General features: G+C 72.7%; 20 protein-coding genes. 14 read left to right on the top strand and 6 right to left on the bottom strand.

What is annotated here, in order from left to right; all coding sequences use genetic code 11:
- Nucleotides 1-22: 22 nt before the first annotated feature.
- Nucleotides 23-919 (bottom strand): LysR family transcriptional regulator, encoded by an 897-nt coding sequence (locus tag IE317_RS07470; RefSeq protein WP_229902529.1) that lies wholly within the window; start codon nucleotides 917-919, stop codon nucleotides 23-25.
- Nucleotides 920-994: 75 nt separating this feature from the next.
- On the opposite strand from IE317_RS07470, the gene IE317_RS07465 reads away from it, so the two are divergent.
- Together IE317_RS07465 and IE317_RS07460 are read left to right on the top strand one after the other, a co-directional pair.
- Nucleotides 995-1,756 (top strand): alpha/beta fold hydrolase, encoded by a 762-nt coding sequence (locus tag IE317_RS07465; RefSeq protein ID WP_191307615.1) that lies wholly within the window; start codon nucleotides 995-997, stop codon nucleotides 1,754-1,756.
- A gap of 10 nt (nucleotides 1,757-1,766) precedes the next feature.
- Nucleotides 1,767-2,543, top strand: a complete 777-nt coding sequence (locus tag IE317_RS07460) for an alpha/beta fold hydrolase (protein ID WP_191307613.1) — start codon at nucleotides 1,767-1,769, stop codon at nucleotides 2,541-2,543.
- On the opposite strand, the gene IE317_RS07455 is transcribed toward IE317_RS07460, so the two are convergent.
- Both IE317_RS07455 and IE317_RS07450 read right to left on the bottom strand, forming a co-directional pair.
- Entirely contained in the window at nucleotides 2,527-3,396 is an 870-nt protein-coding gene (locus IE317_RS07455; RefSeq protein WP_191307612.1) for an SGNH/GDSL hydrolase family protein, read from the bottom strand. The two genes, IE317_RS07460 and IE317_RS07455, sit on opposite strands and share 17 nt — an antisense overlap.
- A 71-nt stretch (nucleotides 3,397-3,467) precedes the next feature.
- A complete protein-coding gene (locus tag IE317_RS07450; protein ID WP_191307610.1) occupies nucleotides 3,468-4,103 on the bottom strand; it encodes a class I SAM-dependent methyltransferase in 636 nt (211 codons plus the stop codon).
- 73 nt (nucleotides 4,104-4,176) lie between these two features.
- Between IE317_RS07450 and folC the strand changes: the two genes are divergently transcribed.
- Together folC and IE317_RS07440 are read left to right on the top strand one after the other, a co-directional pair.
- Entirely contained in the window at nucleotides 4,177-5,832 is a 1,656-nt protein-coding gene (folC, locus tag IE317_RS07445; protein ID WP_191307608.1) for a bifunctional tetrahydrofolate synthase/dihydrofolate synthase, read from the top strand.
- Between the two features lie 32 nt (nucleotides 5,833-5,864).
- On the top strand, nucleotides 5,865-6,221 hold the full coding sequence (locus IE317_RS07440; RefSeq protein ID WP_373308994.1) for a DUF4233 domain-containing protein: 357 nt from the start codon (nucleotides 5,865-5,867) through the stop codon (nucleotides 6,219-6,221).
- Between the two features lie 4 nt (nucleotides 6,222-6,225).
- On the opposite strand, the gene IE317_RS07435 is transcribed toward IE317_RS07440, so the two are convergent.
- The gene (locus IE317_RS07435) at nucleotides 6,226-7,119 is read right to left on the bottom strand and encodes an SDR family oxidoreductase (RefSeq protein ID WP_191307604.1); all 894 of its coding nucleotides are present in this window, start codon (nucleotides 7,117-7,119) and stop codon (nucleotides 6,226-6,228) included.
- Between the two features lie 87 nt (nucleotides 7,120-7,206).
- On the opposite strand from IE317_RS07435, the gene IE317_RS07430 reads away from it, so the two are divergent.
- Nucleotides 7,207-7,776, top strand: a complete 570-nt coding sequence (locus IE317_RS07430; RefSeq protein ID WP_191307602.1) for a TetR family transcriptional regulator — start codon at nucleotides 7,207-7,209, stop codon at nucleotides 7,774-7,776.
- Between the two features lie 21 nt (nucleotides 7,777-7,797).
- On the opposite strand, the gene IE317_RS07425 is transcribed toward IE317_RS07430, so the two are convergent.
- Nucleotides 7,798-10,155 (bottom strand): penicillin acylase family protein, encoded by a 2,358-nt coding sequence (locus tag IE317_RS07425; protein WP_191307600.1) that lies wholly within the window; start codon nucleotides 10,153-10,155, stop codon nucleotides 7,798-7,800.
- Nucleotides 10,156-10,279: 124 nt separating this feature from the next.
- Here IE317_RS07425 and IE317_RS07420 point away from each other — a divergent pair, with 124 nt between their 5' ends.
- From IE317_RS07420 to IE317_RS07390, 7 genes are all read left to right on the top strand, one after another.
- Nucleotides 10,280-11,827 (top strand): alkaline phosphatase D family protein, encoded by a 1,548-nt coding sequence (locus IE317_RS07420; RefSeq protein WP_191307598.1) that lies wholly within the window; start codon nucleotides 10,280-10,282, stop codon nucleotides 11,825-11,827.
- A 55-nt stretch (nucleotides 11,828-11,882) separates the two neighbouring features.
- A complete protein-coding gene (gene ndk / locus IE317_RS07415) occupies nucleotides 11,883-12,293 on the top strand; it encodes a nucleoside-diphosphate kinase (RefSeq protein ID WP_043777641.1) in 411 nt (136 codons plus the stop codon).
- 57 nt (nucleotides 12,294-12,350) lie between these two features.
- Nucleotides 12,351-13,061: a maleylpyruvate isomerase family mycothiol-dependent enzyme gene (locus tag IE317_RS07410; protein ID WP_191307596.1), complete on the top strand. Its 711-nt coding sequence runs from the start codon at nucleotides 12,351-12,353 to the stop codon at nucleotides 13,059-13,061.
- Nucleotides 13,062-13,166: 105 nt separating this feature from the next.
- On the top strand, nucleotides 13,167-16,457 hold the full coding sequence (locus tag IE317_RS07405) for a phosphodiester glycosidase family protein (protein ID WP_373308987.1): 3,291 nt from the start codon (nucleotides 13,167-13,169) through the stop codon (nucleotides 16,455-16,457).
- Nucleotides 16,458-16,487: 30 nt separating this feature from the next.
- Nucleotides 16,488-17,444, top strand: coding sequence for an ABC transporter ATP-binding protein (locus IE317_RS07400; protein WP_191307594.1), 957 nt, complete (start codon nucleotides 16,488-16,490; stop codon nucleotides 17,442-17,444).
- A gap of 137 nt (nucleotides 17,445-17,581) precedes the next feature.
- Entirely contained in the window at nucleotides 17,582-18,388 is an 807-nt protein-coding gene (locus IE317_RS07395; RefSeq protein WP_191307592.1) for an ABC transporter permease, read from the top strand.
- Between the two features lies 1 nt (nucleotide 18,389).
- A complete protein-coding gene (locus IE317_RS07390) occupies nucleotides 18,390-19,211 on the top strand; it encodes an ABC transporter permease (RefSeq protein WP_191307590.1) in 822 nt (273 codons plus the stop codon).
- 217 nt (nucleotides 19,212-19,428) lie between these two features.
- Here IE317_RS07390 and IE317_RS07385 read toward each other — a convergent pair whose 3' ends face one another.
- The gene (locus IE317_RS07385) at nucleotides 19,429-20,856 is read right to left on the bottom strand and encodes a S8 family peptidase (protein WP_191307588.1); all 1,428 of its coding nucleotides are present in this window, start codon (nucleotides 20,854-20,856) and stop codon (nucleotides 19,429-19,431) included.
- Between the two features lie 547 nt (nucleotides 20,857-21,403).
- Between IE317_RS07385 and IE317_RS07380 the strand changes: the two genes are divergently transcribed.
- Both IE317_RS07380 and rplU read left to right on the top strand, forming a co-directional pair.
- On the top strand, nucleotides 21,404-24,337 hold the full coding sequence (locus IE317_RS07380) for a translation initiation factor IF-2 N-terminal domain-containing protein (protein WP_191307586.1): 2,934 nt from the start codon (nucleotides 21,404-21,406) through the stop codon (nucleotides 24,335-24,337).
- A 165-nt stretch (nucleotides 24,338-24,502) separates the two neighbouring features.
- The gene (gene rplU / locus IE317_RS07375) at nucleotides 24,503-24,817 is read left to right on the top strand and encodes a 50S ribosomal protein L21 (RefSeq protein WP_003067132.1); all 315 of its coding nucleotides are present in this window, start codon (nucleotides 24,503-24,505) and stop codon (nucleotides 24,815-24,817) included.
- Nucleotides 24,818-24,832 lie beyond the last annotated feature (15 nt).

The raw sequence follows: 24,832 nt of genomic DNA, 5'->3' as shown, positions 1-24,832 counted from the left end.
TAGCGTGGAAAACGGGGGCTGCTCAGCCGGCCTCGGTCGTCCGCGCCGCCTCGATCAGGGCCACCACCTCCGGTGTCACCCGCCGGTCCGCCGGGGTGGCCAGGTACGTCGGCATCCGGGGCGCCGGGCCGGTCAACGGCCGGAACGCCACGCCCGGCACCGGTAGCAGGTTCGCGTGCGCCCGGTAGAACACCGTCCAGTGCGGACGCCCGAAACCCAGTGTTCCCAACGTGTCCTGCGCCGTCGTGAACTCCTTGCCGAGCACCGGCTCGAAGCCCGCCTCCCGGCAACACGAAACGATCAGGTCGTACAACGGCTGGTTCCGCGAAGGCGGGCTCAACCGCGCCGGCAGGGCAGCCAGTGCCGCGAACGGGACCACCTCCGACTCGGCCAGCGGGTGCGAGGCCGGCAGGGCCACCACCACCTCGTCCGTCCACAGCAGACTGAAGTCGAGCCCCGGCGCGGGCCGGCCGCCGCGGACGATGGTCGCGTCCAGGGAACCGTCGCGGACCCGGTGCAGGCGCTGGGCCGTCGGCGCGTGAACCAGCTCCAGCTGCGCCTCCGGGGCCCGCCGGGTGAACTCGGCCAGCAGCACGTCCAACCGGTCGCCCAGGCCTTCGCTCGTGCCGAGCCGCAGCAGCCGGACGTCACGGAAGTCCGCCACCGAGTCCACCGCCCGCTCGGCCGCCGCCAGGACCGCGCGGGCCGCGGGCAGGAACCGCTGCCCCGCCTCCGTCAGCACCACCGAACGCGTCGTCCGCTCGAACAGCGTCACGCCCAGTGCCCGCTCCAGCCGCCGGATCTGCTGGCTCACCGCGGGCTGGACGATGTGCAGGCGCTCGGCCGCGCGTCCGAAGTGGAGCTCCTCGGCGACCGTCACGAAGTACCTCAGCTGGCGCAGCTCCACGACCGCCCCCATTCATCAGGATTCGTGATCAGTGTACGAACGGACTGCCCATCGAAAAGCGGGCCCCCGGGCACCAAGCTCGGGTTCATGCCCTTCTTGGACGTCAACGGAATCCGCCTCCACTACGAAGACGCCGGCACCGGCCCGGCCCTGCTGCTCCTGCACGGCTGGGGGACCAGCGGCCGCGTCTGGACGTCGTGCCTGCCCGACCTCGTGCGCGACCACCGCGTCGTCACCCTCGACTGGCGGGGGTGCGGCCGCTCGGACCACCCCGCCGAGGGGAACACCATCGACGGCGTCACGGCCGACCTCGCGACGGTGATCGAAACGCTGGGGATCAAGCCCACCGTCGTCGGGTCGAGCATCGGCGGCGTCTTCGCCACCGAACTGGCGCTGGCCCGGCCGGACCTGGTCGAACGCGTCGTCGCCGTCGACAGCCCCGGGTACTGGCCCGCCACCGGCATGCTCGACAAGGTCCAGGACCTGCGGAAACGGCTCGTCGACGACCGGGTCGGCACCCTCGAGGACTGGGTGCCGAACTGGTTCGCCCCCGGCGCCCCGCGCGGGCTCGTCGACTGGACGATCCGGCAGCTGCTCGACTCCGGCCCGTACATCGACGAGCTGTTCACCGAGTGCACCACCTACGACCCGCGGCCGCGCCTGAAGGATCTCCAGACCCCGATCACCTACCTGCACGGCGAGCTCGACGCCGAAATCCCGCTCGAAGTGCCGCGCAGCTGCGCCGCGGAAACGCCCGGTGCCCGGGTGCACGTGTTCGCCGGGTGCGGGCACATCCCGCACCAGGAAAACCCGCGCGCGTTCACCGCCGCCCTCCGCGAGATCGCCTGAAGGAGCGAGAATGCCCGAAGTGACGCTCGGCGACACCGTCGTCCACTACGACCGCACCGGCGACGGCCCCGCGCTGCTCCTGCTGCACGGCACGGCCGCGTCCCGCGAACAGTGGGGCCAGCTGACCGCGCAAGCGGACGGGTTCACCGTCCTCGCCCCCGACTTCCCCGGCTCCGGCCGAACCCGTGACGGCGGCGGCCCGCTCACCGTCGAAGCCCTCGCCGCCCAAGCCGAAGCCGTCCTGGACCACGCAGGAGCCGAGAAGGCCGACGTCGTCGGGCACTCGCTCGGCGGGGTCGTGGCGGCCCACCTGGCCGGCACCCGCCCGGACCGCGTCCGGAGAGCGGTCCTGCACGCCGCCTGGCCGGCCACCGACGTGCGGCAGGACGCCGAGTTCCGGTACTGGCTGGACCTGCTGGAAACCGGGACCTTCGCCCGGATGCTCCCGCTGATGGCCTTCGGTCCGCGCTACTGGGAGCAGGCGACGGCGGAGAGCAACGAACAGCTGGTCAAGACCCTGGAAACGATGATCCAGCCGGGCGCGGACCGCCAGATCGGCGCCGACCGCGCCGTCGACCTGCGGCCCGTGCTCGGCGGGATCACCGCACCGGTGCTGGTGCTCGGCAGCGCGCACGACCGGATCGTGACGGCGGCCCAGCAGCGCGAACTGGCCGCCGCGATCCCGGACGCCCGCGCCGCCGAAATCGACGCGGGGCACGGCGCCCCGGCCGAGCTTCCGGACGAGTTCGCCCGGCTCGTGCTGGACTTCCTCAGCGCAACGCCTTGAGCACCACGGCCGCCACGCCGGCCATCCCCGCCCGCAGCGGGTGGTAGGCGGCGGCCGCGAAGATGTTCTGGTCCTTGCCGTTGATCCACGCCGACCCGCCGCGCGCGCAGGCGTCGTGGCCGCGCGACGGGCCGAACGTGTCGACGTACTGCGCGTCCCCGCTCGCCGCGGCGTCTTCGAGGGCTGCGTTGAGGTCGCTCTCGACGCGGTTCAGCCAGGCGTAGTCGCCGTCGGCGAACGGCAGGACGTCCGGGCAGTACCCGCTCTCCGGGGCGATCCGCGGGTAGCCGACGACCAGCACCCGGGCACCGGGCGAACGCTGGCGGATCGCGGACAGCACGGCGCCGATCCGCGGCTGGATGGCGGTGATCGCCGTCGTCACCGTGTCGACGCCGTTGGTCGTGAAGTGCTGCTCGCACGGGTTGCCCGTCGGGTCGCCGGCCCGCAGTCCGGGGCACATCGTGGTCACGCTGCCGAACAGGCCGTAGTCGTTGGCGCCGAGGCCGAGGGTGACGAGGTCGGTGTCGATCCGGAGGGCGTCCAGCTGCGGCGGGTTGGTGCCGTTGAACGGGACCTGCTGCGCCCGGGTCATCGACCCCGTGTCGGCGCCGCCGCAGCTGACGTCGGTGAACGTGCCGGGCTTGAGCGCGGCCGCCACGACCGACGGGTAGTTCGCCGTCGACCGCCCGCAGCCCAGCGGGTCGTACCGCTGGACCGGGATGAACGGCCCCGAAGTGTAGGAGTCGCCGAGGGCGACGTAGTGGTGGATTCCCGCGGCCGACGCGGCGGCCGCGGTGGCCGTGAGCAGGATGGCTGCCGAGGAGACGGCGACGAGCAGCCGGGTGGTGCGCATGAAGGCCCCGTTCTCGCGGTGGAAGTGCCGACACCAGATCTAGCGAGCCGGAGCCGCCGAAGGGCCGGACTTCACCCGCCAGTCGGGTCACCGTCACCGTGCTCACGGTAAGTGATCAAGGTGCGCCAGAAGAGCAACGGCCGGACCGTGCTGCCGGGCAGCAGCCGGGCCGACTCGCGGCGCAGTTCGGCGATCGTCGGGAACCGGAACAGCGTCGGAACCGGCGGGCCGCCGTCGCTGCCGCCGTTGAGCCGTTCCGCGGCGTGCACGACGAGCCGTGCCAGCGCGTTCAGCGGCACGGCGGCAGCCTCGCGGGCCCAGTCTTTCGGGCTGCTCGGCCGCGCCGGGGTCAGCACCACCAGCACGCCGCCCGGCACCAGGGCGCGGCGCAGCTTGGCGACCGTTTCGAACGGCATGTGGTGCAGTGACGCCAGGCACGAGATGTAGTCGTAGTGCGCCTCGGGCAGGGGGTCGGTGGTGACGTCGGCCTGCCGGTAGACGATCTCGCCGGGCCCCGGCGACCCCAGCCCGGACGCCGCCTCGACCATCGCCGCCGAGATGTCGACCGCCTCCACCGCCATGCCCGTCGCGGCGAGCCGCCGGGCGAACCGGCCGGTGCCGCACCCGACGTCCAGCGCGATGCCCGGCCCCGGCGGCAGCAGGTCCAGCAGCAGCGGGTGGTAGTGGTCGTTGTGGTTGAACGGCATGCGTCGAGAGTGCCACCCGTCACGCACGTAGACTCGGAAGGCAAGTGCGAAACCCCAGGCCGGAGGAGATTCAGTGCCGCAGGATGAGACAGGTCGCAGGCCGGACCTGTCGGATCTGGACAGCTTCGCGGGCGTCGACGAACTGGGGACGTCGGGCTACGAGGAGTCCGACGACCACGACCCGGAACTGGACGTCCGCGACACCGCGTTCGAAGCCGGCGGCGGCTCGCGCGGCGGGATCGGCGGGGTCGGCCAGCTCGGGGACAACCTCGCGACCGGCCCGGTGCCCGATCTGACCGTGCCCGAGGACACCGAGCTGCACGAGCTCGACGACCAGGGCGAGCAGGTCCAGTACGGCGACCCGAACGGGCCCGAGGCGCGGCGCGAGCTGATGGTTGTCGAGGCCGAGCTGAACCAGCGCTGGCCGGAGACGAAGATCGAGCCGTCGCTGACCCGGATCTCGGCGCTGACGCAGCTGCTGGGCGAGCCGAACCGCGGCTACCCGGTGCTGCACGTCGCCGGCACGAACGGCAAGGGCTCCACGGCCCGGATGATCGACGCCCTGCTGACCCGGATGGGCCTGCGCGTCGGCCGCTACACGAGCCCGCACCTGCAGCTGGTCACCGAGCGGATCGCCCTCGACGGCCGGCCCATCTCCGCCGCACGCTACGCGGAGCTGTGGAACGACATCGCGCCGTACGTGTCCATGGTGGACGGTGCCTCGGCGGACGGCGTCGAGATGAGCAAGTTCGAGATCCTGACCGGGATGGCGTTCGCCGCGTTCGCCGACGCCCCGGTGGAGGCCGCGGTGCTCGAAGCGGGGCTCGGCGGCGCCTGGGACGCCACGAACGTCGCCGACGCCGACGTCGCCGTCATCACGCCGATCGGCCTGGACCACGTCGAGTACCTGGGGCCCGACGCGGTGAGCGCGGCGCGCGAGAAGGCGGGCATCATCAAGCCCGGCTCGGTCGCGGTCATCGCCGAGCAGGACCCGGAAGTGCTGAAGGTGCTGCTGGAGCGCGCGGTCGAGGTCGACGCCGCGGTGGCCCGCGCGGGCAGCGAGTTCGGCGTGCTCGAGAAGGAGGTCGCCGTCGGCGGGCAGCTGCTGAAGCTGCAGGGTCTCGGCGGCGTGTACGACGAGATCTTCCTCCCGCTGCACGGTGCCCACCAGGCCGCGAACGCCGCGCTCGCGCTGGCCGCGGTCGAGGCGTTCTTCGGCGCGGGCAAGGACAAGCAGCTGGTCGTGGAGGCGGTGCGCGAGGCGTTCGCCGAAGTCGAGACCCCGGGACGGCTCGAGCGCGTCCGGTCGGCCCCGACGGTCCTGCTCGACGCGGCGCACAACCCGCACGGCGCCCGCGCCCTCGCGAAGACGGTGTCGGAGGAGTTCGCCTTCCGCCGCCTGGTCGCGGTAGTCGGCGTGATGGCCGAAAAGGACGCCCACGGCATCCTCGACGCCCTCGAGCCGGTGGTGTCCGACATCGTCGTGACGCGCAATTCTTCGCCTCGCTCGATGCCGCTGGAGGAGCTGAACGAGCTGGCGATCTCGGTGTTCGGCGAGGACCGCGTCGTCGCCGAGACGGACCTGGAGACGGCGATCGAGACGGCGATCGCGCTGGTGGAGACCAACGACGACCCCGAGGAGCCACTGGCGGGCGGCGGCGTGCTGGTCACGGGCTCGGTGGTCACGGCGGGCGAGGCGCGCACGCTGTTCGGGAAGGAGCCGGCGTGACGTCCAAGGAGACGCCCAAGCCCAAGGACCCCATGAAGGGCTTCCGCGGCGTGATGTCCGGAACGCTGATCATGGAGGCGATCACGGTCGCCCTCGCCCTGCCGGTGGTCAACAAGCTGGGCGGCGGGCTGTCCACCGGAACCGGCTGGACGGTCATCGCGGTGGCGGTCCTGCTGATCGTGACGTGCGGGTTCGTCAAGCGTCCGTGGGCGGTGCCGGTGATCCTGACGCTGCAGGTGGTGCTCATCGCGCTGGTGTTCTGGCTGCCGGCGATCGCCGTGCTCGGCGTGATCTTCCTGGCGGTGTGGCTGTGGCTGCTGTGGCTGCGCCGCGATGTGGCGCGGCGGATGGCCGCGGGAACGTTGGCGAGCCAGCAGCCCCAGCCCTGACCTCCTACAGGTAGTCGCCGTGTTCGATGTCGTCGAGCAGGGTCGGGTGGCGGGGTGACCAGCCGAGCAGTTCCCGTGTGAGAGCGCTGCTGACGGGCGCATCGAAGCCGTAGACCGTGGCCATGAACGGGCTCGCGTAGTGGCCGGTGGCCTCCTCCGGGGTCAGCGAGACGACAGGCAGGCCCAGGCCGCGCCCGATCGTCTCGGCGATGCTCCGGAACGGGACGTTCTCCGCGGCCCCGTGCAGCACACTGCCGGCCGGCGCGGCCTCCAAGGCCAGGCGGAAGAGCGCCGCCGCGTCGAGCCGGTGCACCGCGGGCCAGCGGTTGCCGCCGTCGCCGACGTAGGCGGACTTGCCGGTCTTGCGGGCGGTGTCGATCAGCATGCCGATGAAGCCGTAGTCCCCGGGGCCGTGGACGGTCGGCGCGAGCCGGACCACGCTCGCGCGCACGCCGTTCCCGGCGAAGCCGAGGCAGGCCCGTTCGCCGGCGATCCGGAACGCGGCGAGCCCGGACGAGTCGGGTTCGTCCCGCTCGGTGCTTTCGCGGCCGGCGGGCATGACCAGCGTGCCGGACGTGCTCACGAGCGGCTTGCCCGTGTGCTCCAGCGCGCTGCCGAGGGCATCGATGGCGGCCGTGTCGCGGCGCATCATGTCGTCCGGATCGGCGAAATCGCCGCCGAAGGCCATGTGCAGGACGCCGTCGGCGGCTTCGGCGCCCGTGCGCAGGCTGTCGAGATCGTCGAGTGAGCCGGGGTGCGGGGTGGCGCCGAGCGAGGCCAGCCGGGCAGCCGCCGCATCGGAACGCGCCAGGCCGGTGACGGTGTGGCCGGCCGCGATCAGCTCGGCGACGACGGTGGGTCCGGTCAGGCCGGAACCGCCGGTGACGAAGACGTGCATGTGTTCTCTCCGACGTAGTGACAGTGACTGACGCTACGAACTCTACCTCGTCATGTCAGTGACTGTCACTACGGGTAAGGTGACGGAGTGCCACGCAGCGGGGAAGAAGCGCGCCGCCGCCTCCAGCAGGCGGCCTTGGAGCTGTACCAGGAGCGGGGATTCGACCGGACCACCACGGCCGAGATCGCCGCCCGGGCCGGCGTCACCGAGCGCACGTTCTTCCGGCACTTCCCGGACAAGCGCGAAGTGCTGTTCGACGGCGAAGCCGCTCTGCGCGCCGACCTGACCCGGTCGGTGGCCGACGCGCCCGAAGGCCTGCCGCCGCTGGAAGTCCTGCTCCGAGCCTTCCAGAAGGCCGCGGCGATCCTGGAGGGCAACCGGTCGTTCGCCGAACCGCGGCTGGCGGTCATCGCCGCAACGCCGGCGCTGCGGGAGCGCGATCTGGCCAAGGCCGCGGCGATGGCGGATGCCCTGGCGGCGGCTTTGCGTGAGCGAGGGGTGAGTGAGCGTGCCGCCTCCTTGGCGGCGCACGTCGGCTGGGTCACCTTCCATCACGCGGCGGGGGTGTGGATCCGGGAGTCCGTGCGCGGCCTGGATGAGCACCTGGCCGAGGCTTTCGCGGATCTGCGTGCGCTGGCGGCGGAGGCGGGTGGCTGAGTGCCCGCCCCCGCCGGGATGTCAGCGCAGCACCACCACCCGCAGGGCGGGGGAGCGCAGGATGTCGGCCTCGCAGAATCGGCCCTTCACCCACTCACCACGGCTGTAAAGCCGCGTCTGATCACTGAAGTACGGCGACGCCGGATTGGCCGACTGTGAATACGTCAGCAACGTCGAGGAGTCCGGGCACCCGCGCCCGCTGAACCCGACCACCTGGATGAAGCTGGAGCCGTGCGCGACTTCGGTGTTGCCGCGGGCCGGATCCCACACCGGTGTCATCACGTTCAGCACGCCGAGGAAACCCTGGCCGCCGTGGATCGGGATGCGCTCGCCGTTGCGCGTGACGGCTTGGCCGTCGCGCAGCCGGGCGTCCGGGGCGAGACCCGCCGCGCGCAGCTCCACGAGGGCGTCGCCGAACGCCTTCCGGACGTCCGGATTTTCCCCGTTGAGCGTGTTCGGCGTGGTCAGCGGAGCCTTCGGGTCGAACGGCACGGAGAACCGGTCGACGTTGGCCAGCCGGGCGGCGAACCGTTGGAACAGCAGGGAACCACGGCTGTCGAGGGAGTACGTGTGGTCCCAGCTCGCCAGCGCCGTGCACGCCGGGCCGACCGGGACCGGGCCGGACGACGACGGGGCCCGCCCGTCCGGGAACGACGCGCACAGCTTCGCCAGGTCCGCCGCCGCCAGGTCGGCGAACAGGCTGTGGTCCGCGAAGAGCATCTTCTTCATCGAGTCCGTGGTGAACTTGCCCGCCTCGGCCGTCAGCAGCGCTTCCCGGGTGCGCGGGGAACGCTCGGTGTCCTGCTCGCTGACGATCCGCGGAAATCCCGTGAGTGGCGCGCGGGCGTTCGCGAGCCAGGCGCTGTCGTTGGCGTTCAGCTCGTAGTCCCGGCGCTGCTGCTGCGGCAGCCGGGCCGGCGCGAAGATCCCCGGCTCGAGCGCGCCCGGGTCCGAACCCCACTGACAGGACGTCCGCGAACCGTCCAAAATGGCCAGTCCGTCGGCGTCGAAGGTCTGCCGGCCGGTCGGTGTGCTGCAGGTGCGAGCCAGCTCGTCGGTGACGTGCGGAACGACCTGGATGTCGGCGTAGAGCGCGTTGCCCGCCCGGTCGGTGGCGATCGTGTTCACCCACGGCACACCCTGGGTGCGGCTGAGCGCGCGCACGACGTCGGCCGTGCTGCGGGCCTGGTCGAGCTCGAACCACGTGTTCAGCCCGCGCAGGTTGGTCGCGTTGGCGTCTCGCAGCGCGTACGCCGACTTCGCCGTCCACGGCACCGGGAACCCGCCGACGTCGTTCAGCACCGGGCCGTAGCGCGTCGACCAGAAGGTTTGCCGGACCGGCTTCAGCGAGCCGTCGGCTTGCCGCACGTGGACGGTGACCTCGCGGGAGGTCATCTTCTCGGGCTTGCCGTCGACCACGTACGTCGTCGGATCACCGGCCGCCAGCGGCACTTCGAACAGGCCGAACGTGACCGGGGTGGACACCGTGTGCGTCCAGGCCGCGTCCGCGGTGTGCCCGATCATGACGAACGGCATGCCGAGCAGGCTCGCCCCGGCCACGTCGACCCGGCCGGGAATGGTCAGCTGGCTCTGCCAGAACCGCCGTCCGTCGTGCCACGGGTAGTGCGGGTTGCCGAGCAGCACACTGCCGCGCCCCGCCGCGGTCCCGTCCGCGCCGACGGCGATCCCGTTGCTGCCCAGCCCGCCCTTGCCGAGCCCGTCGCGCAGGCTCGCCGACAGCTGCGCGGGCGTGCCCGGGGCCGGCGACGGCGCACCGGACGGCGGCGCCGCGAACAGCCCTTCGGTGACGAAGCCCAGGCCTCCGGTGACGGCGATGGAGTAGAAGTGCCGGTAGAAGTCCTGCTCGGTGATCGGCCGGACCCACTCCGCGCCGCGGCAGGCCGGATCGGTGATCCCGGACCGGCCGGTGCGGGCCAGGAAGGCGTTGAACCCCTTGACGTAGCCCGAAACGACCTGCCGGACCTCGGGCCGCGGCCCTTGGGGCGCGGGCTGGGAGACCAGCCTGTCGACCACGCCGGAATCGTTGAGCTGCTGGAAGAACAGGTCGCTGTGCAGATTGTTCTTCGCCTCGGACAGCGACGGGTAGCCTTCGCCGTCCGGGCCGAAGTACCGCGACCGCTGCGCGCTCACCGTGACGTAGATCTTCGCGAGCTCGCAGACGTTGTCGGTCGCCGCCCCGTAGCCGTACCCGTAGCCGAGGCCCGCGAAGTCCTTCGCGACGATGTGCGGGATGCCGTGTTCGGTGTAGCGCAGCACGGCTTTCGCGCCGTCCTCACCCGCGTTCGCGACCCCCGCGCCAAGTGTGGTGACCGAAAGCACGGCCGCGGCAACGGCGAGCGCCTTCCTGAAGAGTGCCATTCGTACCCCCTTGTCGTGATCACCAAGCTACCGACGGCGACCGGCTCCCGGTATGGGGGAAAACCCCAATATCCGTTCACCCGCGCGCAAGCCGGTGTTGGCCGCGGCGGGATAGAAACCGCGCATGACCGAACACTCCCGCCGCACCCTGCTCAAGGCCGGGCTGACCGGCGCCTCCGCGGTCGCCGCCGGCGTCGTCGTGCCGTCCACGGCCTTCGCCGCGGTCCCGCTCGTCCGCCGCGACCGGCCGGTGCTCACCCACGGCGTCCAGTCCGGCGACGTCACCCCGGGCTCGGCGATCGTCTGGTCCCGCGCGGACCGGCCCTCGCGCCTGGTCGTCGAGATCGCGCGGGACCCGTCGTTCCGGCACGCCCGCCGAGTCCCCGGCCCGCTCGTCGGCCCGGACAGCGGCGGCACCGGCCGCGTGCGCGTCCCCGCGCTGGCACCCGGCACCGAGTACCACTACCGCGTCACCGCCGAAGCCCTCGACGGCCGCGCCACGAGCGAGCCGCTGACCGGCCGGTTCGCCACCGCACCGGTGGGCCGCCGCGACGCGCGGATCCTGTGGTCGGGCGACGTCGTCGGCCAGAACTGGGGCATCAACCCGGCACTGGGCGGGATGACGATCTTCTCCGCGATGGCGGCCCGCTGCCCGGACCTGTTCCTGCACAGCGGCGACACGGTGTACTCCGACGGCCCGCTCACCGAAACCGTCACCCTTCCCGGCGGCCGGACCTGGCGCAACGTCGTCACGCCCGAGAAGTCGAAGGTGGCCGAGACCCTCGACGAGTTCCGCGGCCAGCACGCCTACAACCGGCTCGACGACAACTTCAAGCGCTTCGCCGCGCAGGTGCCCGCCTACGTCCAGTGGGACGACCACGAGGTCTTGAACAACTGGTACCCGGGCAAGATCCTCGACAACCCGGCCTACACCGAGAAGCGCGTCGACGTCCTAGCACCGCGGGCGTACCAGGCGTTCCACGAGTGGCATCCGATCGACTCGCGCCGGGCCGTCGACGGCCGCGTCTACCGCAGCTTCACCTACGGCTCCCGCGTCGAGATCTTCGTGCTGGACATGCGGACCTACCGCAACGCGAACACGGCGGACCAGACGAAGCCGGGCTACATCCTCGGCGACGCCCAGGCCCGCTGGCTGGCCGACGCGCTCGGCCGCAGCACGGCGACGTGGAAGATCGTCCAGGCCGACATGCCGCTGGGGCTCGTCGTCCCGGACGGCGCCGACATCGAAGCCGTCGCGAACAACCTGCCGGGCGCCCCCGGCGGGCGGGAGACCGAACTGGCGTGGGTGCTGCGGGAGATCCAGCGCCGCCGCGTCCGCAACGTCGTCTGGCTGACCGCCGACGTGCACTACACCGCCGCGCACCACTATTCGCCCGACCGGGCGGCCTTCCAGGACTTCGACCCCTTCTGGGAGTTCGTGTCCGGCCCGCTGAACGCCGGCGCGTTCGGGCCGAACACCCTGGACCCGACGTTCGGCCCGCAGGCGGTGTTCGTGCACGCGCCGCCGGCGGCGAACACGGCTCCGATCGACGGCTTCCAGCACTTCGGCGAGCTGAACGTCGACGGCCCGAGCGGCGACCTCACGGTGGACCTGCGGGACGCGACCGGGGCGTCGCTGTGGTCGAAGACACTGCACCCGCAAGGCCGCTGAGCAGGGTCGGCTAGGCTCGCGCGCACCGAAAACAGTATTAAGGAGAAAAACCGTCGTGACTGAACGCACGCTGGTCCTGGTCAAGCCCGATGGCGTCGCGCGCGGCCTCGTCGGCGAAGTCGTCTCGCGGATCGAGCGCAAGGGCCTCAAGCTCGCCGCGCTCGAGCTGCGGACCGTTCCGCAGGCGCTGGCCGAGGAGCACTACGCCGAGCACAAGGAGCGTCCGTTCTTCGGCGACCTGCTCGAGTTCATCACCTCGGGCCCGCTGGTCGCGCTCGCCGTCGAGGGCCCGCGCGCCATCGCCGCGTTCCGCCAGCTGGCCGGCGGCACGGACCCGGTCGAGAAGGCCACCCCGGGCACCATCCGCGGTGACTTCGCGCTGGAGACCCAGTACAACCTGGTCCACGGCTCGGACTCGCCGGAGTCGGCCGAGCGCGAGCTGAAGCTCTGGTTCCCCGACCTGTGACGCTGTGATGCTGTGGTCCGGGGTCACTGCGTGGCCCCGGACCCCTGGGGAGATTTCATGACGACGATGCCGTTCCCGGCCCGCGAGTACCTGCCCGTGCTGCGCGAGCTCACCAGCGCGTTCGCCGAGCGGCTGCGCACCGGCGACCCGGCCGCGCCGGTGCCGGACTGCGCCGGCTGGACGCTCGCCGACCTCGGCACCCACCTCGGGAACGTGCACCGCTGGGCCGCCACCGTCGTCACCACCGGCGAAGTTCACCCGCAGGACTTCGAGGAGCTCCCCGACGCCGAGCTGGTGTCCTGGTACGCCGAAGGGGCCCAGCTCCTGCTCGGCGCGCTCGAGGCCGCCGATCCCGAAGACCGGTGCTGGCACTTCGGCGGCACCGAGAAGACCAAGGCGTTCTGGTTCCGCCGCCAGGTCCACGAAACCGCGGTCCACCTCGCCGATTCGGGGAGCGCCCACGTGCTTGACCCGGCCGTGGCCGCGGACGGCGTCGACGAGGTCCTCGGCGCGATGCTGCCGCGCGTGACGCGCTGGCACGCCGTGCCACAGCTGCCCGGGCCGGTCACCCTGCGCGCCACCGACACCGGTGACGTCTGGACCGTGCACCCCGGCGAGCCGCCCGCCCTCGGGCCTGCCGCCGACGGCGCGGAGGTCGAAGGGCCCGCGCGCGATCTCCTGCTGCGCCTGTGGAAGCGCACCGGCCCGGACCCGCGCGTCACCGGCGAAGCCGCGAAGGCGCTGCTCGCCTCACCTCTTACCCCGTGATGGTGTTCTAGACCATTCAGGCGGCGTTCACCGGGAAGTCTTCCCCCGGCCGTGCCGCTGCGCTGTGCTGGCCTGGCTCACTCTCACTCGATACTGGGGTACCTGGTGAAGAAGTCACGCATAGCGCTGCCGCTCGTCGCCCTGTTCGCGACCGCGTTCGCCGTTCCCGACGATCCCTTGAAAGCGCCGCTCGGCACGCCGCCGGTGGAAGCCGCGCCCGCCGGGTCGTCGGCGCACGAAGGTCCGGCGTTCGCCGCCGCGAACCCGGACGACGGCCTGATCACCGGCAGCGCGACCACCGAGGTCGCGCCCGGGCTGAACCTCACCCAGTTCGACCGGTTCGACCCGGCCGGCTGGATCCGCGGCGACACCCTCGCCGTCGACCTGGGCAGCAAGGTGCTGAAGCCGACGTACCTGAGTCCAGGGACGGTTTCCGCGCGCACGCCGCTGTCGCAGCAGGTTGCGCGGGCGGGCGCGGTGGCCGGCGTCAACGGCGACTTCTTCGACATCAGCGCCACCGGCGCGCCGATCGGCGTCGGCATCGATCGCGGGCAGCTCCAGACCGCCCCGGCCGCCGGGCACAACCTCACCGCGTCGATCACCGGCGAGGGCAAGGCCCGGCTCGCGTCGATCTTCCTCGAAGCCACCGTGACGCTGCCCGGCGGCGCCGTGCAGGCGACCAACTTCAACAGCCCGGTCCTCGGCACCGACGCGATCGGCGTCTACACGCCGCTGTGGGGCGCTTCGAGCCGCCGGACGTCGGTGGCGGGTGCTTCCCGGGTGCGCGAGGCCGAGCTGCGCGACGGCGTCGTGACCGCCGTGCGTGAGCAGCCGGCCGACGGTCCCGTCGCGGCGGGCACCACACTGCTGTTGGCTCGCGAAGCCGGGGCGGACGGGCTCGCCGCGCTGCGGCCGGGCGACGCGGTCGGCGTCACCTACGCGCCGCGCTCGGACGCCGGGAAGATCGCGGTCGCGGTGGGCGGCAACGAAGTCCTCCTCCGCGACGGCGTCGTGCAGCCGGTCGACGACGTGGCCATGCACCCGCGGACCGCGGTCGGCTTCTCCGCCGACGGCCGGAAGCTGTGGCTGGCCACCGTGGACGGACGGCAGGCCGACAGCCGCGGGATGACCGAGCTGGAGCTCGCGCGGCACATGAAGAGCCTCGGTGCGGACGACGCCGTCAACCTCGACGGCGGCGGATCGTCGACGCTCCTGGCACGCAACGAGGGCGAAGCCGCGCCGAGCGTCCGGAACTCGCCGTCCGACGGCGGGGAACGCCTGGTGCCCAACGGGATCGGCTTCGCGACCGTGCCGGGCAGCGGCAAGCTCACCGGCTTCGCGCCGGCACCGGCCGTGGCGGCGGACGGCGCGGACCGCGTGCTCTCGGGCCTGACCCGGCACCTGGTCGCCGACGGTCACGACGAGACCGGCGCCGCGGTGGCCGCCGACCCGCGCTGGAGCACCTCGGATCCGCGGCGGGCGACCGTGACGCGCGGGGTCGTCACGGGGCACCACGCGGGCGGCGTCGACGTCGTCGCGCGCTCCGGCCGGGCGTCCGGGAAGACGGCGCTTTCCGTGCTGGGCGAACCGGTCCGGCTCGGCACGAGCACCGAGCAGGTCGCGCTGTCGGGCGCGGGCGCGCGCAGCACGTTCAAGGTCTACGGCTACGACGCCGACGGCTACGGCACCTGGCTGGAACCCGACGACGTCAAGCTGGACTACGACCACTCGGTCGTGCGGGTCGAACCGTCCGGCGACGGCTACGCGGTGACCGCGCTGACCGCGTCCGGCGCTTCGGCGATCACCGCTTCGGCGGCCGGCCTGACCACGCACCTGGCCGCCTCGGTCGGCACCGTGGCGCAGGTGGCGTCGCGGCTGGACGGCCCGGCGGGCTGGACGGCCACGGTGTTCCCGGCGGTCGTCGGCGCGGCGCTCTCCGCGGTGCCCGGCCACGACGGCGGCGCCGGGCTGGCGCTGGACTACCGGCTGACCGGCACGACCGCGACGCGCGCCGCGTACGTGACGCCTTCTTCGCCGCTTCCGGTTCCGCCGGGCACGCAGAAGATCGGACTGTGGGTGAACGGCGACGGCCAGGGTGCCTGGCTGCGGGCGGAACTGCGCGACGCCGCGAACGTGGCGTCCATTGTGGACCTTTCGCTGAGCGTGGACTGGACGGGCTGGAAGTACGTCACCGCCACGATCCCGGCCGGGCTGCCCGCGGGACAGCGCCTGGCGCGCTTCTACGCCGTCGAGAACGTGCCGGACCAGCAGTACGAAGGCCGGCTGGTGTTCGACGACCTGACCTTCGAGGTGGCGCCGACGACGACCGTGCCCGCCGATCCCGCCCCGCACGACCCGGCGCTGGTCACCGACGGCGTCCTGGACGGCGGCCTGCGGGTCGCGGTGGTCAGCGACGCCCAGTTCACCGCGGACGACCCGGCGGGGCCGCTGGTCGCCCAGGCCCGGCGGGCGCTGCGCGAAGCCGTCGCGGCGAAACCGGACCTCGTGCTGATCAACGGCGACTTCGTCGACCGCGGCACGGCACCCGACTTCGTGCTGGCCCGGCAGGTGATCACCGAAGAGCTCGGCGAGCTGGTGCCCTGGTACTACGTGCCGGGCAACCACGAGGCGGAAGGCGGCAACGGCCTCGCGAACTTCCAGGCCGCCTTCGGGGTGACGCACCGGGTCGTCGACGTCCGCGGCATCCGGCTGGTGTTACTGGACTCCTCGCGCGGTTCGCTGCGGGCCGGCGGGTTCGACCAGGTCCGGCTGCTGCGGTCGGCGCTCGACTCCGCGGCGGCCGACCGGTCGGTCCGCGGGGTCGTCGTCGCCATGCACCACCCGGTGCAGGACCCGAGCCCGACCGGGAACTCGCAGCTCGGCGACCGGAAGGAAGCGGCCCTGCTGACCCGGTGGCTGACCGGGTTCGAGCAGTCCTCCGGCAAGCCCGCCGCCGCGGTGGCGTCACACGCCGGGGTGTTCTCGCTGTCCCGGGTCGACGGGGTGCCGTACCTGGTCAACGGCAACTCGGGCAAGGCACCCGCGGCGGCGCCGGGCGATGGCGGGTTCGTCGGCTGGACGCTGCTGCGGGTGGACCCGGCCGACCGCGCCCAGCCGGTGCGGTTCGAGACCCGGCCGAACGTCGACGCGCTGTCGCTGACCGGGCCGTCGTCGCTGGCCCGCGGCGAACGCGCGGTCGTCCGGGCTTCGGTGCGGCAGGGGACGCGGGAGGTGCCGGTGGCCTACCCGGTGAGCGCGGACTGGCAGGTCGGCCGGGGCGTCGTTTCGTTCGACCCGGCTTCGGGCGTGCTGACCGCTTTGCGACCGGGTGTCGCACGGCTGTCGGTGCAGGTCAACGGGGTGACAGCCGCGCTGGTGGTGACCGTCCGCGGCTAATCCGCTCGGTTTTTGTCGGTGGTGGGTCCTATGGTGCGAAGCGTGGACGATGCGGAGGACCGGGAACCGGCACTGGTGCAGGCGAAGGCACTGGTGAAGCGCTTCGGCGCGTTCGAGGCCGTGCGCGGGATCGACGTCGAGGTGCGGCGCGGGGAGGCGTTCGGGTTCCTCGGCCCGAACGGCGCGGGCAAGTCCTCGACCATGCGGATGATCGCGTGCGTCTCGCCCCGCACCGACGGCGACCTGCGCGTGCTGGGGCTGGATCCGGAGGCCGCCGGGCCGCGGATCCGCGCGCGCCTCGGCGTGGTGCCGCAGCAGGACAACCTGGACGTCGAGCTGACCGTCCGCGAGAACCTGATGGTCTACGCCCGCTACTTCGGCCTGTCACGCGCCGCCGCACGGCGCAAGGCCGAGGAGCTGCTGGAGTTCGCCCAGCTCACCGACCGGGCCGGCGACAAGGTCGACCCGCTGTCGGGCGGCATGAAACGGCGGCTGACCATCGCCCGCTCGCTGGTCAACGACCCGGAACTGCTCCTGCTCGACGAGCCGACCACGGGCCTCGACCCGCAGGCGAGGCACCTGCTGTGGGACCGGCTGTTCCGGCTCAAGGCCCAGGGCACGACGCTGATCGTCACGACCCACTACATGGACGAAGCCGAGCAGCTGTGCGACAGACTGGTGGTGATGGACCACGGCCGCATCGCGGCGGAGGGCTCGCCGGCGGAGCTGATCCGGCGGTATTCGACGCGCGAGGTGGTCGAGCTGCGGTTCGCGCCGGGGGAGCAGGTCGGGGCGGCCCAGCAGGTGGAGGGGCTGGCGGAGCGCGTGGAGATCCTCCCGGACCGCGTCCTGCTCTACAGCGACGACGGCGAGGACGCGCTGGAGCACGCGCATTCCCGCGGGGTCCGGCCGCTGTCGAGCCTGGTGCGCCGCAGCTCGCTGGAGGACGTCTTCCTCCGGCTCACCGGCCGGACGCTGGTCGACTGACTCGGGATGGGGGAGAACCATGCTCGCGGAAAGCGCTCGCCGATGACCGTCGTCAAGGTGTTCCGCGGGGGCGCGGCCCCCGCACCCCGGACCCCCGGCCGTCTCCCGCGGCTCTGGGCGTGCGCGAGGAGGCGACCGTGACCACCGTCGAATCGACCGGCCGGGTGGTCGGCAAGTGGCAGGGCGCCTGGCTGCAGGTCGAAGGGCGCTGGACCTGGTACCGCCGCCACTGGGTGTCCACCTTGTACTCCACCGGCCTGCAACCGGTGCTGTTCCTCGCCGCGATGGGGCTCGGCTTCGGCTCCCAGGTGCGGCCCGGCACGGTCACCGGCGGCCTGTCCTACCTCCAGTACATCGCCCCCGCGCTGCTGGCCGCCGGGGCCGCGCAGCAGGCCGTCGGCGAGTCGAGCTACCCCGTCCTGTCCGGCTTCAAGTGGCAGAAGGACTACCTGGCTGTCACGGCGACGCCGGTCTCGCCGGGCCAGGTGTTCGGCGGGCACCTGATCTGGTCGGCGCTGCGCCTGACGCTGGCGGGCGCGATCTACGCCTTCGTCGCGCTGTTCTTCGGCGCGTGGACCGGGCCGGGCGTGCTGCTGGTCATCCTGGCCGGCACCGTCACCGGCCTCGCCTGCACCACGCCGATGGCCGCGTTCGCGGCGAGCACCTTCGACGAGGGCCAGCGGTTCGGGCTGATCTTCCGGTTCGTCGTGATGCCGATGACGTTGTTCTCCGGCACGTTCTTCCCGATCTCCCAGCTGCCGGCGGCGATCCGCTGGCTGGCCTGGCTCTCCCCGCTGTGGCACGGCACGCAGCTGGCCCGCGGGGTGAGCGTCGGCGGCGTCGGCGGCTGGGCGATGCTCGGCCACTTCGCGGTGCTGGCGGCGTTGTTCGCGGCCGGGTGGGTGCTCGCGCACCGGGCCTTCTACCGGAGGCTGGTGGTCTGAGATGACGACCGTCGAGGCCCGCGCCGGGCTCCTGCTGCGCATCCTCCCGCCGGCGTTGTACGCGGGCCGCGCCCGCATGCTCGTCGAACGCTCGGTCATGGTGTCCCGCGCCAACTGGCTGCTGTTCCTGGCCGGTGCCACCGAGCCGTTCCTCTACCTGCTGGCGTTCCAGGTCGGGTTCGGCAAGCTGGTCACCGAGGTGGCCGGCCCAGACGGGCGCCCGATGAGCTACGTGGCGTTCGTGGCGCCGGCGCTGCTGGCGACGTCGGCGATGAACGGCGCCGTGTTCGAATCGACGTACAACCTGTTCTTCAAGCTCCGCTACGCGAAGCTGTACGACGCGATGCTGGCGACCCCGATCGGCCCGCTGGACGTGGCACTGGGCGAGATCGGCTGGGCGATCACCCGCGGCGGCATCTACGCGGTGGCGTTCCTCGCGATCGCGGCGGCGATGGGCCTGCTGAGCTCGTGGTGGGCGCTGCTGATGGTGCCGGCGGCGTTGCTGGTGGGCCTGGCGTTCTCGGCGATCGGCATGGCCCTGGTGACGTTCCTGCGTTCGACGGCCCAGTTCGACTACATCCAGCTGATCCTGACCCCGATGTTCCTCTTCGCGACGACCTTCTACCCGCTGTCGGTGTACCCGGAAGCGCTGCAGTGGGTGGTCCGCTGCCTCCCGCTCTACCACGCGATCGAGCTGATGCGCGGCCTGGCGACCGGCCTGCTGTCGGGCGGCATGCTGATCAACCTCGCGTACCTGGTCCTGCTGGGCGCGCTCGGCCTCTGGGCCTCGACACGCCGGATCGCCAAGCTCCTCCTGACCTGACGAGATGCCCCGCCAATCACGCGAGATGCCTCCCCAATCACGCGAGATGCCCGCCCGGTCACGCGTGAGGCCCGCCCGGTCACGCGAGAACCGGCCCGGATCACGCGAGTTCCGCCTTCGATCACGCGAGATCCGGTCTCGATCACGCGAGATCCGGCTGCGCGCACGGGCCGGATCGGACAGCGGGGGCGGTCAGACCGCAACCAGGGCCGGCGGGTCACCTGGCCTGGTCGGGCTCCCCACCCGGCTGGGCCGCGGGCGCCGGGACGTGCACCATCCCGTGCCCGTAGAACCCGTTGTACCCCTCGTACCCGGCGCAGTAGGCGTCCTGGAGCCCGTCTCCGGTCAGGTCGTAGTCGGCCGGGCACGGCATCGGCGTCGCCTGCGCCTCGAGCGTCCGCCGCAGCTGCCGCGGCCGGGCCTCGGGCGCGGCGGACGCCAGCAGCGCCAGCACCCCGGTGACGTGCGGCGCCGCCATCGACGTCCCGCACAGCGGTGCGTACCCGCCCGGCACCGTCGACAGCACGCACTCGCCGGTCTCCCCGCCCGGCGCCGTGACGTCGATCACGCCGAGGCCGTACGAGCTGTACCCCGCCTTCACCCGGTCCGGGCCGACGGCCGACACCGCGACGACGTCCCGCAGCCCGGCCGGCAGGGCTTCGCACCCGCTGCTCGCCCCGCGCGCCCCCGACCGCGCCGACGGCGTCAGGTCCACGGCCTCGTTCGTCGCCGCCGCGACGTTCACCGTGCCCGCCGAGGTGCTGTACTCGACCGCGCGGGCCAGCACCTCGTGCACCACCCCGCGGTCGCTGCCGCGGATGCACGACAGCGTCCACGGGTTGACGAAGAAACTGCTGTTCGTGACCCGCATGTGCCGGGAGGCCGCCCACATCAGCCCGCACACCGCGGCTTCCGGGTCGGCGTAGCCGCGGTCGTCGATCACCTTCACCGACGCCACCCGCACCCCGGGTGCCACTCCTGTCACGCCACGCCCGTCGTCGGCCGCCGCGATGATCCCCGCCACGTGCGTACCGTGCACCGACGTCGTCGGCACCCACGCCGACGGCGACCGGTCGGGGGCGCCGGTCAGGCAGCCGGCGGAGTCGTCGCGGTCGACGGCGTCGCTCAGGTCGGGGTGGTCCGGGTCGATGCCGGAGTCGAGCACACCGACGACGACGTCCCGGCTCCCGAGCAAACCGGTCGTCCCGGCCGGGGCGTCGATCATCCGCATGTCCCACTGCTGCCCGCTCAGGTCGGCCGTGGGCACCTTCGCGGGGTCGGTCGCCGGCAGCGCGGCCCGCGCGGGCTGCGGCTTGACCTCGGCGACGCGCTGCGCGGCCAGCCGCTCGGCCTGCGCGCTGAAGGCCCGGTCGAGCCCGATCCGCCCGCCGAAGCCCGGGTCGCCCGAGGTGGCGACCGCGACGGCGATCTGGGGGTAGTAGACGGTGGTGGCGCCGCAGGCACCGTCGATCTCCGCGCGGGCCGCGGCCTCGGAGGTGCCGCGATCGAAGGTGACGACGTAACGCAGGGCCCGGCCGTGGGCGCAGCCGGACTCGCCGGCCGCCGCCTGACCGGCGGTGACGCATCCCGAAAGCACCAGGACGGTGCACACGGCCGCTCGCAGCGGCCGCGCCAGCAGGGACACCGGACCTCCCACCGGATGCAGGAACCGCGGGTGCCGGCGCGCGAGATCCCGGTCACCCCGAGCCGCACCGTAACCACCGCGTGCCCGGCGGACAAGCGCTGCGGCGAAGTTCCCCCGGCCGTGGGGCAGGTGGGGGCGGTACGGCGCGCCCGGGTGCCTGCGTGAGGTACCGAGTACACCGGAGTGGTCACCCGGTGTGGGATACTCGGGGTGGCCGCTGGGCCGTGGGGCGCACGTGAGAGGTGCTGCCTGCGGCGTTGTGGCCCGGTGATGTGCGTGAACTCCCGTGGCGCGCGTCGCCGCCCGAGAACCGGGCGGCTGGACGACGTGGCGGGCGGCCCGGGGGCCGCAAGTGCCTCGCACGCCGCCGAGCAGACCTTTGACCGGGTTGCGCCCCATCGGCAGCGGTGGTGCGGCGCCCGGTTGCCGGGCAAGGATTCCCGCCGCTGGTGACCACCACGGCGGCAACGATCAGAAAGGGGCCCCTGCGCGGCCGCGTCCCTGCCGGTGCGAACCGGCAGACGCGCCCGGGGGCGAAAGGTGTCCTATGTCGAACGCGGAAACACCCGCCGAGCACACCGGCGGGAATCCCGCCGCACCCACGGGCGGCCCGCTGGCCGACCTGCCGCCCCGGATCCGGGTGCACGCGCTGGCCAAGCTGCTCCAGTCGCACAGCCGGGACGTCCTCGCGAAGCTAGCCGAGCTGGGTGAAAGCGTGCGCAGCGCGCAGTCGAGCGTGACCAGGGACGTGGCGCTCAAGGTGGCCGAGGCCTTCGCGCCCGGTGAGACCGAAGACACGGCGGCCGAGCCCGCCGAGTCCGCCGCGCCGGCCCAGCCCGAGGAGACCCGCCCGCCGGTGCCCGAGGTTCCGGTGCCCGAGGTGCCGGTCGCCGAGGCCGAGAAGCCGCGGCCGCGGCAGAAGGCCCGCGCGCACCTGCCGGTGTTCGCCGCGCCGTCCCCGGTCTTCCTGCCGCCGGAGCCGGCCGAGCCCGCCGCCAAGCCGGTCCGCAAGCCGGCCGACCCGTTCGCGGAGCCGCCGGCCCGCCCCGAACGCGAGGTCGCCGAGGAAGAGGCCGAGGACACCGCGCCGTCGGCCGACTCCGGGGTGGACGAGGACGAGGACGGCGGCAGCCGCCGTCGCCGCCGCCGGGGCCGTCGCGGCCGTGGCCGGGGCAAGGGCGCCGAGGGCGGTGACGAGGCCGCCGAAACCGAGGACGACCAGGCCGAGGAGCAGCCGCGCCGCAGGAGCCGCAACGGCGACGAAAAGCCCGAAGCGGACACCGAAGAGGCCGAGGACGCCGAGTCGTCTGTGTCCTCTTCGGAGACCGAGAGCGACGCCGACGAGGGTGAGGGCGGCAGCCGCCGTCGCCGCCGTCGCCGTCGCCGCAAGGGCTCGGACGGCGACGAGGCCGAGACCACCGACGACCCGCCCAACACCGTCACGCACGTCCGTCAGGCGAAGGCCGAACAGCCCGAGCGCCCGGCGCGCGACGAGGTGCGCAGCGTCCGCGGGTCGACCCGGCTGGAGGCCAAGCGCCAGCGCCGCCGTGACGGCCGCGAGGCGGGCCGCCGCCGCGCCCCGATCCTGTCCGAGGCCGAGTTCCTGGCCCGGCGCGAGTCGGTCGAGCGCACGATGGTCGTCGCCGAGCACGGCGACTCCACCCAGATCGCGGTGCTGGAGGACGGCGTCCTCGTCGAGCACTTCGTGACGCAGTCGGGCTCCGGCTCGATCGTCGGCAACGTCTACCTCGGCCGCGTCCAGAACGTGCTGCCGAGCATGGAGGCCGCGTTCATCGACATCGGCCGCGGCCGCAACGCCGTGCTGTACGCCGGCGAGGTCGACTGGGACGCCGCCGGCCTGGAGGGCAAGGCCCGCAAGATCGAGCAGGCGCTGTCCACCGGCGACTCCGTGCTGGTCCAGGTCACGAAGGACCCGGTCGGGCACAAGGGTGCCCGGCTGACCACGCAGATCTCGCTGCCCGGCCGCTTCCTCGTCTACGTGCCCGCGGGCGGCGCCACCGGCATCTCCCGCAAGCTGCCGGAGAACGAGCGCCGCCGGCTCAAGGACATCCTCAAGCGGATCGTCCCGGAGGACGCGGGCGTCATCATCCGCACCGCCTCCGAGGGCATCGGCGAGGAGGAGCTGGGCCGCGACGTCGACCGCCTGAAGGCCCAGTGGGACGTCATCAAGGAAAAGGCCGCCGCCGGTTCCGGCAAGAAGGGCGGCGCGCCGACCATGCTCTACGAAGAGCCGGACCTGCTGGTCAAGGTCGTGCGTGACCTCTTCACCGAGGACTTCACCAAGCTGGAGATCCAGGGCAACCGGTCCTGGGAGACGATCAACGGGTACGTCAGCCACGTCGCCCCGGAGCTCACCGAGCGCCTCAAGCGCTACACCGGCACCGGCGACGCGTTCGCCGACCACCGGATCGACGAGCAGATCACCAAGGCCCTCGACCGCAAGGTCTGGCTGCCGAGTGGCGGTTACCTGGTCATCGACCGCACCGAGGCGATGACGGTGATCGACGTCAACACCGGCAAGTTCACCGGATCGGGTGGCAACCTCGAGGAGACGGTGACCCGCAACAACCTGGAGTCGGCGGAGGAGATCGTCCGCCAGCTCCGGCTGCGGGACATCGGCGGCATCATCGTCATCGACTTCATCGACATGGTGCTCGAGTCCAACCGCGAGCTGGTGCTGCGCCGTCTCACCGAGTGCCTCGGCCGCGACCGCACGCGCCACCAGGTCGCCGAGGTCACCTCGCTCGGCCTGGTCCAGATGACCCGCAAGAAGATCGGCACGGGCCTGCTGGAGGCGTTCTCGACGCCGTGTGAGCACTGCAAGGGCCGGGGCGTGCTCGTCTCGACCGAGATCCAGCGCACGAGCGGCGGCTCGGCGCAGTCCCACGGCGGGAACGGCAACGGCGGCAACGGCGGCGGCAACAGCGGCGGCGGGGAGAAGAGCTCCCGCCGGTCGCGGGGCCGCGGCAAGGGCGAGGAGGCCGCCAAGGAGCAGGCCGAAGCCGCCAAGGCCGAGGTCCACGCGGTTCCGCCGCCGGAGCGGCGCGAGTCGATCGCGTCCGCGGTGGCGGCGGTGGCCAACGCCGCGAAGGCCGCCAAGGAGCACGACCACGGCGCGCTGAACGGCAACGGGCTCGCCCCGGAGCCGGCCAGGGAGGTCGCGGACGTCCCGGCGACCACGGAGGCCGACGAGACGCCGGTGGCGGCCGAGCCGCCCGCCGAGCCCGCCCAGGAGGTCGCCGGCACCCCGGTGACCACCGAGGCGGACGAGGTGCCGGTGCCGCAGGACGAGGAACCCGAGGTCGAGCAGTCTTCGGCGCCGGAGCCGGCCGAGGAGCCGGTCACCGACGCCGAGGTCAGCGTGCCCGAACCGGCGGTGCGCTCCACCCGGCGCCGTCCGCGCCGGGCGGCGTCGCGGCCGGCGGGCCCGCCGGTGCACGCCTCCGACCAGAGCAAGTGAACAACTAGGGGGACCCCGGTGGTAACGCACCGGGGCACCCCACGTAACCTGTAGTACGGCCTGCCACCAGAGCAGGTCGCCTGCGCGAGTCCAGGACCGCCGTTCCATCAGGTGGGCCGATCGCGTGGAGCCCCCACCCATTGTCGAGTAATGCAGGAGACTTCCGTGTCGGCGTACGCGATCGTCAAGACCGGCGGCAAGCAGTACAAGGTGGCCGTCGGCGACGTCGTCGAGGTCGAGAAGCTCGAGGGCGAGCCGGGCACCGAGCACATCCTCCCCGCCGTTTTGTACGTCGACGGTGGCGATGTCACCACGGACGCCGACGCGCTGGCGAAGGTCTCGGTCACCGGCAAGGTCGTCGAGCAGACCAAGGGTCCGAAGATCCGGATCCACAAGTTCAAGAACAAGACGGGCTACCACAAGCGCCAGGGTCACCGGCAGAAGCTGACCCGCGTCGAGGTCACCGCCATCTCCCTGTAAGGGTTTCCGGATCTT

Source organism: Amycolatopsis bullii (assembly GCF_014654205.1).
Classification (GTDB): Bacteria; Actinomycetota; Actinomycetes; order Mycobacteriales; family Pseudonocardiaceae; genus Amycolatopsis; species Amycolatopsis plumensis.
This window is presented reverse-complemented; position numbering and strand designations above follow the sequence as displayed.

Excerpts from the sequence above, each read along its gene's own strand:
- IE317_RS07460 (WP_191307613.1), top strand. The coding sequence starts at position 1,767 with ATGCCCGAAGTGACGCTCGGCGACACCGTCGTCCACTACGACCGCACC.
- IE317_RS07450 (WP_191307610.1), bottom strand. The coding sequence starts at position 4,103 with ATGCCGTTCAACCACAACGACCACTACCACCCGCTGCTGCTGGACCTG.
- IE317_RS07390 (WP_191307590.1), top strand. The coding sequence starts at position 18,390 with ATGACGACCGTCGAGGCCCGCGCCGGGCTCCTGCTGCGCATCCTCCCG.
- IE317_RS07400 (WP_191307594.1), top strand. The coding sequence starts at position 16,488 with ATGGTGCGAAGCGTGGACGATGCGGAGGACCGGGAACCGGCACTGGTG.
- IE317_RS07440 (WP_373308994.1), top strand. The coding sequence starts at position 5,865 with ATGAAGGGCTTCCGCGGCGTGATGTCCGGAACGCTGATCATGGAGGCG.
- IE317_RS07425 (WP_191307600.1), bottom strand. The coding sequence starts at position 10,155 with ATGGCACTCTTCAGGAAGGCGCTCGCCGTTGCCGCGGCCGTGCTTTCG.
- IE317_RS07410 (WP_191307596.1), top strand. The coding sequence starts at position 12,351 with ATGACGACGATGCCGTTCCCGGCCCGCGAGTACCTGCCCGTGCTGCGC.
- IE317_RS07380 (WP_191307586.1), top strand. The coding sequence starts at position 21,404 with ATGTCGAACGCGGAAACACCCGCCGAGCACACCGGCGGGAATCCCGCC.
- IE317_RS07435 (WP_191307604.1), bottom strand. The coding sequence starts at position 7,119 with ATGCACGTCTTCGTCACCGGCGGTTCCGGCCTGACCGGACCCACCGTC.
- IE317_RS07420 (WP_191307598.1), top strand. The coding sequence starts at position 10,280 with ATGACCGAACACTCCCGCCGCACCCTGCTCAAGGCCGGGCTGACCGGC.
- IE317_RS07470 (WP_229902529.1), bottom strand. The coding sequence starts at position 919 with ATGGGGGCGGTCGTGGAGCTGCGCCAGCTGAGGTACTTCGTGACGGTC.
- IE317_RS07465 (WP_191307615.1), top strand. The coding sequence starts at position 995 with ATGCCCTTCTTGGACGTCAACGGAATCCGCCTCCACTACGAAGACGCC.
- IE317_RS07455 (WP_191307612.1), bottom strand. The coding sequence starts at position 3,396 with ATGCGCACCACCCGGCTGCTCGTCGCCGTCTCCTCGGCAGCCATCCTG.